The organism is Achromobacter sp. UBA2119, from assembly GCF_002331005.1.
In the GTDB taxonomy this organism is placed as follows: Bacteria; Pseudomonadota; Gammaproteobacteria; order Burkholderiales; family Burkholderiaceae_B; genus Achromobacter; species Achromobacter animicus.
The window spans coordinates 161876-176041 of the sequence record NZ_DCYD01000003.1 but is presented as its reverse complement, the minus strand read 5'-3'; the positions used below and the strand labels follow the sequence as shown (position 1 = coordinate 176041).

Genomic DNA, 14166 nt, shown 5'->3' with positions numbered 1-14166 from the left:
TTAGGTCACCCTGACCTGTCGGCCTTGATGGTGAAAGAGCAGGCCGATTTCCACCTGCTCTTCCAGGTTGTTCACCGGCACCCGGCAGACCAGCCGAAAGCCGAGGTTCAGCGACGCGTCCGTCCCGGGAAGCGGCCTGACTTCGACAACGCGCGCGCGTGGCTCGTAGGCGGCCACCGCGGCGTGGATGTCCAGACAGACCTGTTGGCGCAGGTCGACGGCGCCGATGGCCGCGTCGTTCAGATCGCGCAATCCCAAACCAGGGCTGCTCTGCGAGCTGCCCTGGCGGGAATTGAGGATCCATTCCAACTGGCGCTTGATGGCGCGGATACGCTCGGCCGCCATTTCCTGGCGGGTGCGCGTGCGCCGCGGCGGAAGGTCCGGATCGAGGCGTTCGAACAGGCTTCCGCGCCCTGGGGACCGGGGCATGGCTCGGCTCCCTGTCAGTCCTTATCCAGGCGGCCGACCAGCGACAGTTCGAAGCTGGCGCCCATGTACTTGAAGTGGGGGCGAACCGACAGCGCAACCTGATACCAGCCAGGATTGCCGGCCACGTCTTGCACGACGACCCGGGCGGCGCGCAGCGGACGGCGGCTTCGGACGTCGCTGGTGGGGCTTTCCTGGTCGGCGACATACTGGCGCAGCCAGTTGTTGAGTTCGCGCTCCAGGTCCTGACGTTCCTTCCAGCTGCCGATCTGCTCGCGCTGCAGCACTTTGATGTAGTGCGCCAGGCGATTGATGATGAACATGTAGGGAAGCTGCGTGCCCAGCATGTAGTTGGTCTGAGCGGCCAGGCCTTCGGGCGTCTTCTGGAACACCTTGGGCTTTTGCACCGAATTGGCCGAGAAGAACGCGGCGTTGTCGCTGTCCTTGCGCATGGTCAGCGGAATGAAGCCTTCGCTGGACAGTTCGAATTCCTTGCGGTCGGAGACCAGGACTTCCGTGGGGATCTTGGCCTGCAGCTGTCCCAAGGATTCGTACAGGTGCATGGGCAGGTCTTCCACCGCGCCGCCGGACTGCGGGCCGATGATGTTCGGGCACCAGCGGAACTTGGCGAAGCTGTTAGTGACGCGGCTGCCCATCAGGAATGCGGTGTTGCCCCACAGGTAGTTGCGGTGATCGCCGTCGATGGTTTCTTCGTAGGCGAAGCTGCGGACGGGGTTTTCCAGCGGATCGTACGGCTGGCGCAGCAGGTAGCGGGGCATGGTCAGGCCCAGGTAGCGCGAGTCTTCGGATTCACGCAGGCTGCGCCACTTGGCAAAGCGCGGGCCTTCGAAGATGTCTTTGACTTCCTTCAGGTTGGGCAGCTCTTCGAAGGATTCCAGGTTGAGCATTTCGGGTCCGGCCGCGCCAAGGAACGGTGCATGCGCCATGGCGCCGACGGAGGCCAGGTAGCCCAGCAACTTGATGTCGGGCGCGGAGGGACCGAAGTTGTAGTTGCCGATCATGCAACCGATCGGCTGGCCGCCGAACTGCCCGTAACCCGCGGTGTACACATGCTTGTACAAGCCGCTGCGGGTGATGTCGGCAGCGCTTTCAAAGTCTTCTAGCAGTTCGTCCTTGGTGACCGGCACGAACACGACCTGGATGTTTTCGCGGAAGTCCGTGCGCTGCACGAAGTCGAACAAGGCGCGCCAGATGGATTCAAGCTGCTGGAATTCCGGCTGATGAAGAATGGCGTCCATTTGCTTGCTGAGCTTGCGGTCGATCGCGGCAAGCATCTGGTCCACCAGTTGCTTGTTGATCGGTTGCTCGCGGGAGTCGGACTTGAGCATCTCGGACACGAATGCGGCGACACCGCGCTCGGCGACCGCATAGCCCTCCTGGCTGGGCTCGATGCGGGTCTGGGCCATGATTTGCGCCAGCAATCCCCCAGGGGGCTGGCTGGCGGCGTGTTCCTGGATCTCGGCGGTTTGGGCTTTGGTCATCGGTGCGTCCTTGAAAACCTGAAGAGTGCGGTTGAGACGGGGCCGGGCATCACGCCTGCGGCGCCGCCAGGAGTTGGTCGAGTTCCTGGGCTAGCTTGCCGCGTGCGCTGTCGTCACCCAGCAAGGTCTGGATCTGCTTGCGGAACGCCGGGATGTTGCCCATGGGGCCCTTCAGCGCTACGAGCGCTTCGCGCAGTTCCAGCAGGCTCTTCAGTTCGGGAACCTGGCGGGCAATCGCGTCAGGACCGAAATCCTTGATGTTCTTGAATTGCAGGTTGACGCTGAGCGTGTCGCTTTCGCTGCCTTCTTCGAGCGTGGCCGGGACGTCGACTTTGAGGCTGAGTCCGGCTTCGGCCATGACTTCGTTGAAGGTGTCCTTATTGATCTGGACAGCGGGGCGATCTTCCAGCGGCGTTTCGTCGGCATGCCCCTTGAAATCTCCGAGCACCATCACTTTGAGCGGGAGTTCAATTTCCTCTTGCTCGTCGCCTGTGGCGGGGATATAGCGGATATTGATCCGTTCTTTCGGTGCAACTGAACCAACTTTCGATGCCATGGGTCACTCCTTTTAGATATTCAAACGACGCTAGCGCATGGAGATATAAAGCAAAAAAAAGCTGCCTATTCTGATCCGCGAGTCAAAGCTGCGAACATATGAAAAGTTCGAAAAGCTGTCGGGATTGTTCGGATTCGTATGGGAAATATGCGCGGCAATAAGAAAAGAAAGTCGGCCGGCTGATATTCGAATTAGTCCGATTGATGCGCTCCTCTGACTGTGGTTTCTTAATGCGCTCGGTTTCTGTAGCGCTTAAACCATAAATGGTGAGAAAACCCATGGCCACGAGGAATATCCGGCATGATTTCCGTTGATCTGTCTGCCTTGCTTGACCGATTGCACCCGGTGGCGCGACACGCGCTCGAGGAAGCCGGCAGTCTCTGCATCCGCCAGCACGGCGCAGAGGTTACGGTTGCCCACCTGCTCTATAAATTTCTGGAACAGCCAAAATGTGATGTTCGCTGCGTTCTGGCAAATACGGAATTCGATCTGGATGCGTTGCGCGAGGCCTTAGCCAGCACGTTTCCGAAACTCGACGCAGGGCTGGGGCATGCATACCCCTCGTTTTCTCCCTTGCTGCTCGAATTGATGCAGGACGCCTGGCTATTAAGCTCGGTGGAATTGGAGCAAACCGAAATACGGACTGGCGCGCTGCTGCTGGCCGCGTTGCTGAATCCGGGGCGATACTTGCCGTTTCCCGCGATCCGGTTATTCGAATCGATTAATCGCGAAACGCTGCGCAAACGTTTTCGCGAATTGCTGGCCGGTTCGTCGGAAGCGCCCGTCCTGGAAGATTCATCGCCAGAGCAATCGGCAATGGCGGCCTCCGACAGCGCGCTCAGCAAATACGGCCAAGATTTCACGGCCCAGGCGCGCGCGGGCAAAATCGATCCGGTTTTGTGCCGGGACGCCGAGATCGATCTGATGATCGACATTCTGTCGCGCCGCCGCAAAAACAATCCGATCGTGGTGGGCGAAGCTGGCGTCGGAAAAAGCGCCGTGGTCGAGGGCCTGGCAAGGCGCATTGTCGAGCAGCGCGTTCCTGCGCCGCTGCGCGACGTGACGTTGTGGGGGCTGGATCTAGGCGCCCTCCAAGCCGGCGCCTCTGTCAAAGGCGAGTTCGAAAAGCGCTTGAAGGCTGTCATCGACGAGGTCAAGCATGCGTCCAAGCCCATCATCCTGTTTATCGACGAGGCGCACACGCTGATTGGGGCCGGTAACGCGGCAGGCGGCAGCGATGCGGCGAATCTCCTGAAGCCCGCTCTCGCGCGCGGAGAACTGCGCACGATCGCCGCCACGACCTGGTCCGAATACAAAAAATACTTCGAGAAGGATCCCGCGCTCACGCGGCGTTTTCAACTGGTGAAACTGGACGCGCCCAGCGTGGAGCAGGCCGTGCATATCCTGCGCGGCCTGCGTGGCATTTATGAGGACGCGCATCAGGTCTATATCGCCGACGATGCGCTGAAGGCTGCTGCGGCGTTGTCGGCACGTTATCTCTCGGGCCGCCAATTGCCGGACAAGGCGATCGACGTGCTCGACACCGCCTGCGCGCGCGTCGCGACGGCGTTGGCCGAATCACCGCGACGCCTCGCTTCACTGGAAAACGAATTGCGGCAGGTGGATGCCGAGGCCGACCAGCTCTGGCGGGATGCCCGCGCCGGACGAAAGCCGGATACCGGCAGGCTGGCCGCGCTGGATGTCGCGCGGCAGCAGATTCAGGACTCCATCGAACAGTTGCAGGCCGCGTGGCAGCGGCAGAAGACGCTGATTGACGAGATCATTTCCCTGCGCGCGGGCGAGCTCCAGGAAGACACGTCACAGCGGCTGGAAGCGCTGGTCGCGCAATTGGCGGACCTTCAACGCAGCGGCGCCTTGTTGCATGCAGACGTGGGCGCCGAGCAGATTGCTCAGGTGATTGCGGACTGGACCGGAATTCCCGCCGCCACAATCAACAGCGACCAGTTCCACCGCTTGGACAAGCTGCCCGAGACGCTACGTCAACGCGTCAAGGGGCAGAACGCCGCGATCGACACGGTGCACCGGCGCCTGTTGACCGCCATGGCCGATCTGCGGCGCCCCGGGACGCCGATGGGCGCCTTCCTGCTGGTGGGGCCGAGCGGGGTTGGGAAAACAGAAACTGGCTTGGCCGTCGCCGACGCGTTGTTTGGCGGCGAGCAGTTCCTGACCACCATCAACATGTCGGAGTATCAAGAGAAGCACACCGTGTCGCGCCTGTTGGGGGCCCCGCCGGGATACGTCGGTTACGGCGAAGGCGGTGTACTGACCGAGGCCATCCGTAAGCGGCCCTATTCGGTGGTGCTGCTGGATGAAGTCGAGAAAGCGCACCCGGAGGTGCTCAATATCTTCTATCAGGCCTTCGACAAAGGCGAGCTTGCCGACGGCGAAGGCCGTCGCATCGACTGCCAGAACGTGCTGTTCTTCCTGACCTCGAACCTGGGCTTCGATCACGACGGCGGTCCACTCGCCGACCTCGGCACCGAGGCGCTGCGCGAACACCTTGCAAGATTCTTCAAGCCGGCACTGTTGGCGCGCATGCAGGTCGTGCCATTTTGCTATCTGGACGAGGCCACGCTTGCCGAAATCGTCGAAAGCCGCCTGCAACGCATCGAAAGACAGTTCAGCGACCGCTACAGCGCGCAATTGACGATCGAGACATCAGCACGGGATGAATTGCGCGCGCGTTGCCTGCGTCACCAGAATGGCGCACGGCTGCTGGATGCCAGCATCGACGGCGACATGCTGCCGCCGTTGTCGCTGGCTGTGCTGAAGTGCCTGGCCAGCGGGCAGCGCTTCCGCCGTTCCGCAATCAGCTGGAATGGTGCAGCCTTCGACGCCGTGGTGGAGTAAGTGCAATGTCCTTGAGTGCTCAAGGCGCCGCCGCGCTGGCCCGGACGTTGGTCCAGGCCAGCGGCATTGCGTCCCTGGCCGACCGGTTCCTCAAAGCCGTTTGTTCGGCGCCGGGGATACGTTACGGGGTCTGCTACTGGCGCGAGGCTGCCGGCGACAGCATCCGGCCGATCGCCAGTCATGGCGTCGCGCTGGACCTGTTGCCGGCATACTCCTTGCTCGATCTCGACAACCCCATCACCCACTGCCTGACCACCGCTCAGGCCCGTCATGTCGCACGTCTGGACAGCATGTTCGGCGTCGCGGGCGGCTATGAGGAACTCCGCGAGCGGCTCGCTGCCGCAGAGGCATGGCTGGTGGTGCCGCTGCTGGACGCGCGTCAGAAGGCTGTGGCGGTGTTGTTCCTGGCGGGAGCGGCGTCCGGGCTCAGGTCCTGGACGGCGGACCCCACTTGGCAGGAACTGTGCAGGTTGCATGACGCCGTCTTGAATGGTCTGCTCGATCGGCTAGGTTCGGTCGAGCTGACGCAAACGCGCCAGACCATGCACCACCAGCAGTCCGAGACGCGCGGACGCCGGCGTCTGCTGTCAACCGGCTTTGTCGGCACCGGGCAGATTGCGCGGCGGCTACGCGAAGACATGCTGCGTTTCGCCGACTCTTCCTTGTCGTTGCTGGTCACCGGAGAAACGGGCTCGGGCAAGGACCATGCCGCCTGGCTGATCCACCAGGCATCCGCGCGCAAGGGCAAGTTCGTGCCGGTGAACTGCGCGGCCATCCCGAAGGACCTGATTGAAGCGGAACTCTTCGGCGCAACCCGTGGCGCCTACACCGGGGCCACGCAGGCGCGGACGGGGCTGGTCGCGGAAGCCGATGGCGGCACGTTGTTTCTGGACGAAATCGGGGATATGCCCCTGAGCCTGCAGGGCGCGCTATTGCGCCTGCTGAACGAAAAGAAGTACCGGCCGGTGGGGGCAACGCGAGAGCTGCCGTCCAACTTTCGGCTGATCTGCGCCACCCATCGGCCTTTGCTTGAACTGGTGCGGGACGGGCGGTTCCGAGAGGACCTGTACTTCCGTGTCTGCCAACTGACGCTGCACATTGCGCCCCTGCGCGAGCGCCTTGAAGACGTTCCGGCGCTGGTCGCGCACATTCTGCTCGAGCACAACCGGGCATTCCCCGGCCGCGTCGCCGGCATTTCCGACAACGCGATTGCACAGCTCCAACGTCATCGGTTTCCCGGCAACGTCCGCGAGCTGCGCAGTCTGGTGCTTGCGGCCGCGGAGCGAACGCCGCCCGGCAAGCGCATCCAGACCAACCGGCTGGTCGAGCTGACAGACGGCGCGCACAAACCCGTAATCGATGACTCCGGCGAAGCCCGCCTGCAGCGCCTTTGGCGTACCGAAAGTCTTCCCGACGCGCTAGCCGCGTTCGAGCGCTTGCTGCTGGAAGACCGCTTGCGTCAGGCCGCGGGCTCCCGCCGGGTAGCCGCGCAAAGCCTGGGGATTCCCAAACGCACCTTGGCGCGCAAGTGCCTTGATATGAATCTGACTGGAGAGGAAGCAATATGAAGCCATTTGGGGCGCTCCTGCTGACCGCCGCCGTGCTCGTGGGCGGCGACGCGGCCACGGACGCGGTGGCGGCGGGCCGTAGTTGCAGGACCATCGTGTCGGCAATCGAACGGTTGGCCTGTTTTGACGCCGAAGCGGGTACACCGCCCGTTCCTGCTGCGGAAATGGCGACACCGTCCACCGTGGCGCCGACTGCCCAGGCATCAGCCACCGCGCCTTCCATGGTTCGGGTGCCGGACATTGTCGGGCTGGTGCAACGCAACGAATCCCGCCGCAAGGCAGATCACGCCGGCGTGCTGCTGCTGCGCGTCGGCGATGCCATACCGGGCCAGGACAAGGTCGTCATTTCGGCGCCGGCCCAGGCGGGAAGCGAGCCTCGGCCGCTGCTGGCAATCAGTTGCCTGCAGAACATTTCTCGCTTGCAGCTCATCACCGCCGAGCCGCTGGACGTCAGCCGCGTGAGCATCCGCGTGCTGTTGGACGGGCGGCCGATTTCCGACCGCCGGCCGTGGCAGGTCGTGGAGGACGGCACGGTCACGGATGCGGGTCGCGGCCTGGTCGCGATCGAACAGCTTCGTCATCTGACCCGCGCGTCCCAGCAGATGCAGCTTGAAAGCGACCATGCCGCGTTTCACGGGCTGTCGTTCGACACCGTGGCGCTTCACGAGCTGATGGCGCAACAACGCGAGGCCTGTCACTGGTGAGCACGTTTCCCACGCTGGACCTCGACGCCATCCTGTCACCCATCTCGCCGCATCAGCCGGCCGGCGAGTTCGACGAGGAAGACAACTCCTACCAGGGTGTCGAAAGCGAAATGATGAAGCTCGGCGGGCTTCAAGAGGCGACCATCGACTGGAGCTATGTGGACTCGGCATCGCGCCAGTATCTGCAGTCGCAGTGCAAGCACCTGCGCATTGCCGCGCAATTGGCGACCGCTCGCATGCGTTCAGGCGGTTGGCGCGGCTGGGCCGAGGCGGCGGGCGTGTTGGCCGGTATGACCAGCCGGTACTGGAGCACCAGCCATCCGAAGCCGGGCGCGGCCGGGTTGACGGCCAAGCGGCGCCTGATGTCCCAGCAGCTGGAGCGCCTGGGAGAGGCGCTGGCCAAACTGGACGGCAAGGGATACGCCGACGAGTTCTACAAATCTGGCCAACGGGCCTTGGACACGCTGCAGGGCTGTGCAAGCGAATCCAAGCTGGACGTGCCGACGCTGACTCGCCTGGAGGCGCAGTTACGGCTGAAGGCGGAGGCGACACGTGCGCCCGAGCTGGCCGATGCGCACATGGAGCTGTCGGCGCAACCCACCGGGATCACCGAGGCCTTCTTCACGCCGATGGCCATGGCGCAGGGCAACGAGCGTGAAACGCGCCGATCGCTGTTGGCCGTGGCCGACCTCATCAACCAGCAAGACGCCTATGACCCGACCGGCTATCTGCTGCGCCGCTTCGCCTTATGGGCACACCTGAGCATTGCGCCATCGACTCGAAAGGACACGATGCGGACGGAGCTGATGGCCGTTCCCGCCGAAACCGCCGAGGCCTATTGGGACGCGCTGAAAGCGAATGCGGTCGATCCTGCGCTTCTGCAGCGCGTCGAAAAAAGCATTACTTCGTCGCCGTACTGGCTGCGCGGCAGCTTTCTGGCCGCCGGTATCGCCCGCCGCCTGGAGATGCAGAACGTCGCCGAGGCGATCCGCCAGTCCACCGAGCGCTTTGTGGCCAAGCTGCCCGCGTTGGTGAAGCTGCAATTTGCTGATGGCCGCGCTTTCGTCGATGGCGAAACGCAGTCGTGGATCAGTGGGGCGGATGCGGACACCGCGAAGCTGGGCGCCGGCCATGAGTACCCGGCGTTGCGCGAGGAGCTGCGCGAGGTGTTGGTAGCCACAGGGGTGGAATCGATGCTCAAGCGGCTGGAGGCCATCCAGAAGACGTCAGCAGATCCGCGCCATGGTTGCCATGTCATCACGATCGCCGCGGAACTGCTCGGCGCGCGGGGGTTGGCGTGGCTGGCCGATGGCTTGTATGCCCGCGCCCATCAGATCATGCAAGACGCATCCGCGGCGCAATGGGAGCCCAGTCTGTTCGGCCTGCTGGGGCGCCACGTCAACGCCGCAATCGAATGCAAGAAACAGGAGCAACCCCATGTTTAAGATTTGGTCGAAAGTGAAACGCTATGGCCAGCCCCTACTGAAATGGACAAAGCAGGGCATGCCAGTGGCGTTGCTGCTGATGCTGACGCTCGCCTTGGCCGCCATCTGGTGGTTGGGGCCGATGTGGACATGGGATGAATACCAACCGCTGGCAAGTCTGACCGCGCGCGTGCTTGCCACGCTCGTGCTGATTGCGCTGCCCTTGCTGGTCTGGGCCATCAGGCTGCGCAAACGAAATCTGATGCTGGAAGCCGAGCGGGCGCAGACGCAGAAGCAGCAAGACGATCCCTGCTTGCGCTACGTGCAGGCGCAGGAGCGGGACCTGGACAAGAGCCTGAGCGTGCTGCAGGCAAACCTGAAGGGCCGCAACGCGCTTTATCAACTTCCGTGGTACCTGGTGCTTGGGCAGGAAAACGCGGGAAAAACCAGCTTCGTCAATCGGTCTAGCCAGACGTTTTCGTTGACCGGTGAGGTCAAGGCGGGCAGTCAGCGCCTGCAGGACGACCCGGACCGGATCTATCGCATTGACTGGTGGATCGGCGATGACGCGGTGCTGATCGACCCGCCGGGCGAACTGATCAGCCAGCCGCGAGTGACGGCGGAAATTGAAGCGTCTGCGGCGTCCGGAAATACGGAAGCGCCAAGGCCGGGAGACGCTGCGGGACCCGCGCTCCTGCCCGAGGCGCTTCATTCCCGTCTGTGGGATAGCTTTGTGAGCTGGCTGGGGCGCAATCGCAGCCGCCGTCCGCTCAATGGTGTGGTGCTGATGGTCAGCCTGGTCTCGCTGCTGAATCAGCAACCCAGCGACCGCAAGGCGCTGGCCTCGTTGCTGCGCGCGCGGCTGGCCGAACTGAGCCGCCAGCTCGGTACGCGTCCGCCGCTGTATGTCGTGCTGAGCAAATTCGACTTGCTTGAAGGATTCGAGCCGCTGTTTGCGCGGCTGTCCAAGTCCGCTCGCGAGGACATCTTTGGGTTTACGTTCACGCTGGACTCGGTGCAGCGTTACGATGCGTGGCGGGATGAACTGGGTGCGCGGTACGACGAGTTCCTGACGCGCCTGAACGAGCAGGTGTTTGATGCGTTGGCCGACGTCCGCGAATTGCGTCAACGGGAAGCCCTGTATTCCCTGGTGCGGCAGCTGACCGGCATGCGGCCGCTCTTGATGGAGTTCCTGACCGATGTGCTGGGCAGCGATCGTTACATCACACCGGCGCTGCCGCGTGGCGTCTTTCTGTCGTCGGTCTATCAGCAAGGTGTGCTGACCAACGCCTTCGTGGCGTCTGCCTCGCAGAACTACGATATCCGCGAGCCCGTGCCGGCCACGCATCCCAGCGGCCGCGCGATGGTTTACTTCGCCCAGCAGCTTTTTCAGCGCGTCATCTATCCCGAATCCGGCCTGGCGGGCGACAACCCGCGTGTGCGTGCCGAGAAGCGGCGCGCGCTGGCCTTGCGCTTCGGAGTGGCGTCGCTGGGCAGCGCGGTGATCCTCGGCGGCTGGTATCACTACTACGCGGTGAACCGGGACAAGGCCATGAGCGTTCTGGAGCGCAGCCGCGCTTATAGCGCCCACGCCATCGACGGCAAGCTGGACACGACAGGCCGCAATCTGCTCCAGCCGCTGGATCAGATCAGCAGCGCGGTGGCGGTGTATGGCGATTACCGGGAAGCGTGGCCGCTTGTGGCGGACATGGGTCTGTATCAGGGATGGCAGATTGGTCCGAAGGTCGATCAGGCCTATTTGACGCTGCTGTCCCAGCGATTCCTGCCTGCGCTGGCCAATGGGGTGATGGAGCACCTTGACGGCACCTCGATCGACAGCGATGCGCAGCTTGAGGCGTTGCGCGTGTACCGCATGATTGAGGATCGTCCCAACCGCCGGCCGCCGGTGGTTGAGCGTTGGATGGGGCGGCAGTGGGCACAGGCTTTCCCCGGCGAGGACAAGGTGCAGCATGCGTTGATGCGGCATCTGGACTACGCGATGAAGTATGCCGACACGCTGCTGCCGCAGTTTCAGCAGCGCGTGTCCGTTGTGCAGCGCGACCTGCGGCAGATTCCGTTGCCACAGCGCGTGTACATGACGATGCGCCGTCAGGCGGGCGAATTTCTCAGGGCGCCGCTGGATCTGCGCAATGAAATCGGCCCGGCCTTTGATGTGGTCTACCAGCCGGCGGCTGCGGCCAAGGCAGAAACGGGACAGCCCGCTTCCGATGGCCGTATCGACGCGCTGTTGACGGCCAAGGGGTTTCACAATTACTTCGCGCCGCACAGCCAGGATCTGACCGAACTGGCGATGATCGATCAGTGGGCGTTGGGCGAGCGGCGCAATATCGATTATTCGGAGGCCGACAAGCGCGCATTGGCCGAGCGCATCCAGGCCATCTACGGCCGAGATTACATCGACACCTGGCAGCGCAACCTCAACCAGCTTGAGGTTCGGGATTTTCATGATCTTGCCGAGGCGGTCAATGTGCTGGGCACGGTGACGAGTCCTGCGGCGCCGTTGCGCCGGCTGGTGGAAACCGTGCGCGACAACAGTGAACTTGGCGCCAACACCCCGGCCGTCACGGGTGCGCTCGACGGGAAGGGCGCAGCGGTTGCGCAGGCTTCTGGCGTGGCGGAAAAGGTGGCAGCTGGCAAGGACGAAACCGGCGCGATATTCGGGATTGCGCGGGCGTTTGCGCCGATGAGCCAACTGTTGCAGGCCAAGGGCGATCGGGCGTCGTACCTGGACGAAACTCTGGTGGCGATCGGTAGCGTGCAAGACAAGGTGCGCACGGTGCACGACAGCCCGGACCGCGGCAAGACGGCGCTAGACGTGGTGCTGGAGCGCTTCGGGCTGAAAGGGCCGGATCCGATCAGCAATCTGCAGCGTATTGCTGCGGGTCTGCCCGAACCGCTGAACCGTCAGGTGGGCAAGTTGGCCGACGAGTCGTCGCGGGTGATTCTGGTGGAGGCATTGCGTGAGCTTGAGCGTCGTTGGGACATCGACGTGTATCGCTTTTATCGCGAGCGGTTGGCGAATCGTTATCCGTTCAATCCGGCGAGCCGTGAGGAAGTGGCGTTGGACGATTTCACGGCGTTCTTCGGCCCGCAGGGGCGTTTGCAGCAGTTTCGCGAGAAGTACCTGAATCTGTTCATCGAGGACAACCTTGAGGCGTTGTACTCGGAGCGGTTGGGCGGGTATCTGGTGCGCAATGACGTGCTGACGCAGCTTGAAGCGGCCGAGAAGATCCGGGACGCGTTCTTCAATAGCCGCGGCATGTTGGGTGTGCAGTTTCATGTGGAGCCGTTGGGAATGGCGCCGAGCAAGCGCAGCAGCTCGCTTAGCGTGGAAGGGCAGTTGGTGACTTACAACCACGGTCCGACGACCAGCACGGCGTTGATCTGGCCGAATACGCTGGCGTCCAGCAATGAAAGCCGCATGACGTTGGTGCATGCGGGGGGCAGCAGCAGCGGACTGGCTTATCGCGGTCCGTGGTCGCTATACCGGCTGCTCAGTCAGGCCCGCCTGAACGGTGCGACGAGCTCGAGCGTTGATATCAGCTTTGCTGCGCCGGACGGCGGTATGCGCTATCGCATCAGTACGGAGAAGGCGAACAATCCGTTCACGCAGCCGTTGTTCAAGGGGTTTGCCTTGCCGAAGACGCTTCTAGAGGATGGCGTGCGCGGTAACGATGCAGGAGGGCAGAGTGCGGGGGGCAAGGCTGGCGGGAAGCAGGCTGCCTCGGCGGGTGGCATGCCTGCGCGGGTGGCTCGGCAGGTGGGGTTGCCGGTAGGCGTGGTCCGGTGAGGGAGGCGTGGCAACGCGATCGCGCTGCCACGCCTGGATGGATCATTCGACCAGCCAGCCGGCCTCGCCTTCGATCAGCGTGCCGCCATGGCTGGTTTTATCGCCTTGGCGCGCAACGGGTTGTCCTTCGATGATGGTGCCGGGCGAGCCGGTCTGAATGATTGCGCCGCAACTGATACGGTCGCCGATGCGGGCGACGGCCCGGCCGTTGACGATGGCTTCGCTTGCACCGGTGACGACGGTGCCGGTGCCGTGAGTGGGGCAGCTATGGCGATGACCTACAAGAACGATGGGTTTCATGATTGGCTTCCTGACGTTTGGGACTGTTGATTAGCCCCGTGTCGATCAAGGTCGGATCAGAACGGACAAGGCCGGCGCGTGATGCGCCGGCCTTGTTATTTAAGAAACCTGGGATCAGGCTTCTTGGGGCTTGCGCCAGTCGTCGGAGGCTTCGGTGCCGGCGATGGCATGGGTCCAGGTGATCTTGCGGTAGGCCATGGCGACCTTGACGAGCTGGGTGTACTCGGCCTTGGTGGGATCCTGGGCGTGCGGGAGCACGGTGTTGATGTTGACGATGGTGGCGTCTTCGAGCTTGGTGGTGAAGAAGTGCTCTTGCTTGCCTTCGGTGGAGGTGCGGTACCACTTGACTTCGACTTCGGGCAGCATTTCGCCGGAGGCGAGGGCTTGGTACATGAGGGGGGTGGCCTTGTTGAGGGGCGCGGTGAAGACGAAGGGCTTGTGGACGCGCTGGCCGGAAGGCTGGCCGCTTTGCGGGTCGGTGGGGGTGGCGATCAGGTGTTCGATTTCCTGGACCAGGATCTGGTCTTCATGACCTTCCTGGTAGACGTTGCCGACGGAGTCGGCGGTGAAGGCGCCTTGCGTGATGTTGCCCTGGGTCTTGCCCTGGATGCTGATGTAGGCGGGAGTCGGCATTTTGCTGTTTCCTGGTTTGGTTTCTATTGCGTGATGGCCTTATTGGCCGGTGTGTCATCGGGGATGACATCCGGTTAATTGCAAAGTCCGTGCCAGGGTTTGTTTGAATGCTGGTTTTCTCTTTTTTATCAAAGGCTTAATTGATGGTTTCGGGGCTGATCGCTGATTACGGATTGCTCGGAAAACGGGAAAGTGGTTTTTTCTGCGGGGATTCGGGTCAGTTGTGGCTCGGTGCTTTGGTAAGTCTTTAAAAACAAAGCGGAAAAATTCGGGTCGGGAATGGCTCGGGTGGGTCGGAGTTGGCTCGGTCTGTTTTTTGGCTGACTCGGAGAAGCTGGTCGTTCGGGGGGGGGGCTGGCGTTCGGGCGGGG

General features: G+C 62.8%; 10 protein-coding genes. 5 read left to right on the top strand and 5 right to left on the bottom strand.

The window, feature by feature from the left end:
* From tssE to tssB, 3 genes are read right to left on the bottom strand one after another with little or no spacing between them, the layout of a single operon-like run.
* Entirely contained in the window at positions 1-429 is a 429-nt protein-coding gene (tssE, locus tag B3098_RS02575) for a type VI secretion system baseplate subunit TssE (protein WP_286890587.1), read from the bottom strand.
* 14 nt (positions 430-443) lie between these two features.
* The gene (tssC, locus tag B3098_RS02570; protein WP_175122239.1) at positions 444-1928 is read right to left on the bottom strand and encodes a type VI secretion system contractile sheath large subunit; all 1485 of its coding nucleotides are present in this window, start codon (positions 1926-1928) and stop codon (positions 444-446) included.
* 49 nt (positions 1929-1977) lie between these two features.
* Positions 1978-2484 carry a type VI secretion system contractile sheath small subunit gene (tssB, locus tag B3098_RS02565; protein ID WP_105240884.1) on the bottom strand — a complete coding sequence of 169 codons (507 nt, stop codon included), beginning with the start codon at positions 2482-2484 and terminating at the stop codon, positions 1978-1980.
* 300 nt (positions 2485-2784) lie between these two features.
* Here tssB and tssH point away from each other — a divergent pair, with 300 nt between their 5' ends.
* The 5 genes from tssH to tssM are packed head-to-tail and all read left to right on the top strand — an operon-like array spanning position 2785 to position 12862.
* A complete protein-coding gene (gene tssH, locus B3098_RS02560) occupies positions 2785-5355 on the top strand; it encodes a type VI secretion system ATPase TssH (RefSeq protein WP_286890583.1) in 2571 nt (856 codons plus the stop codon).
* A gap of 47 nt (positions 5356-5402) precedes the next feature.
* Positions 5403-6923: a sigma 54-interacting transcriptional regulator gene (locus B3098_RS02555; RefSeq protein WP_286890581.1), complete on the top strand. Its 1521-nt coding sequence runs from the start codon at positions 5403-5405 to the stop codon at positions 6921-6923.
* Positions 6920-7627, top strand: a complete 708-nt coding sequence (gene vasI, locus B3098_RS02550) for a type VI secretion system-associated protein VasI (protein WP_286890579.1) — start codon at positions 6920-6922, stop codon at positions 7625-7627. Before B3098_RS02555 ends, vasI begins: the two co-directional genes overlap by 4 nt.
* On the top strand, positions 7624-9072 hold the full coding sequence (tssA, locus tag B3098_RS02545) for a type VI secretion system protein TssA (protein ID WP_286890577.1): 1449 nt from the start codon (positions 7624-7626) through the stop codon (positions 9070-9072). The genes vasI and tssA overlap by 4 nt, the downstream gene beginning before the upstream one ends.
* A complete protein-coding gene (tssM, locus tag B3098_RS02540; RefSeq protein WP_286890575.1) occupies positions 9065-12862 on the top strand; it encodes a type VI secretion system membrane subunit TssM in 3798 nt (1265 codons plus the stop codon). Before tssA ends, tssM begins: the two co-directional genes overlap by 8 nt.
* 42 nt (positions 12863-12904) lie before the next feature.
* On the opposite strand, the gene B3098_RS02535 is transcribed toward tssM, so the two are convergent.
* Both B3098_RS02535 and B3098_RS02530 read right to left on the bottom strand, forming a co-directional pair.
* Positions 12905-13162, bottom strand: a complete 258-nt coding sequence (locus B3098_RS02535; protein ID WP_175137975.1) for a PAAR domain-containing protein — start codon at positions 13160-13162, stop codon at positions 12905-12907.
* A 114-nt stretch (positions 13163-13276) separates the two neighbouring features.
* Complete coding sequence (locus tag B3098_RS02530; RefSeq protein ID WP_175122245.1) at positions 13277-13795, bottom strand: Hcp family type VI secretion system effector; 519 nt, start codon at positions 13793-13795, stop codon at positions 13277-13279.
* Between the last annotated feature and the right edge of the window lie 371 nt (positions 13796-14166).

Coding starts and splice junctions, on each gene's coding strand:
- tssE (WP_286890587.1), bottom strand. CDS start 429: ATGCCCCGGTCCCCAGGGCGCGGAAGCCTGTTCGAACGCCTCGATCCG.
- tssC (WP_175122239.1), bottom strand. CDS start 1,928: ATGACCAAAGCCCAAACCGCCGAGATCCAGGAACACGCCGCCAGCCAG.
- tssB (WP_105240884.1), bottom strand. CDS start 2,484: ATGGCATCGAAAGTTGGTTCAGTTGCACCGAAAGAACGGATCAATATC.
- tssH (WP_286890583.1), top strand. CDS start 2,785: ATGATTTCCGTTGATCTGTCTGCCTTGCTTGACCGATTGCACCCGGTG.
- vasI (WP_286890579.1), top strand. CDS start 6,920: ATGAAGCCATTTGGGGCGCTCCTGCTGACCGCCGCCGTGCTCGTGGGC.
- tssM (WP_286890575.1), top strand. CDS start 9,065: ATGTTTAAGATTTGGTCGAAAGTGAAACGCTATGGCCAGCCCCTACTG.
- B3098_RS02535 (WP_175137975.1), bottom strand. CDS start 13,162: ATGAAACCCATCGTTCTTGTAGGTCATCGCCATAGCTGCCCCACTCAC.
- B3098_RS02530 (WP_175122245.1), bottom strand. CDS start 13,795: ATGCCGACTCCCGCCTACATCAGCATCCAGGGCAAGACCCAGGGCAAC.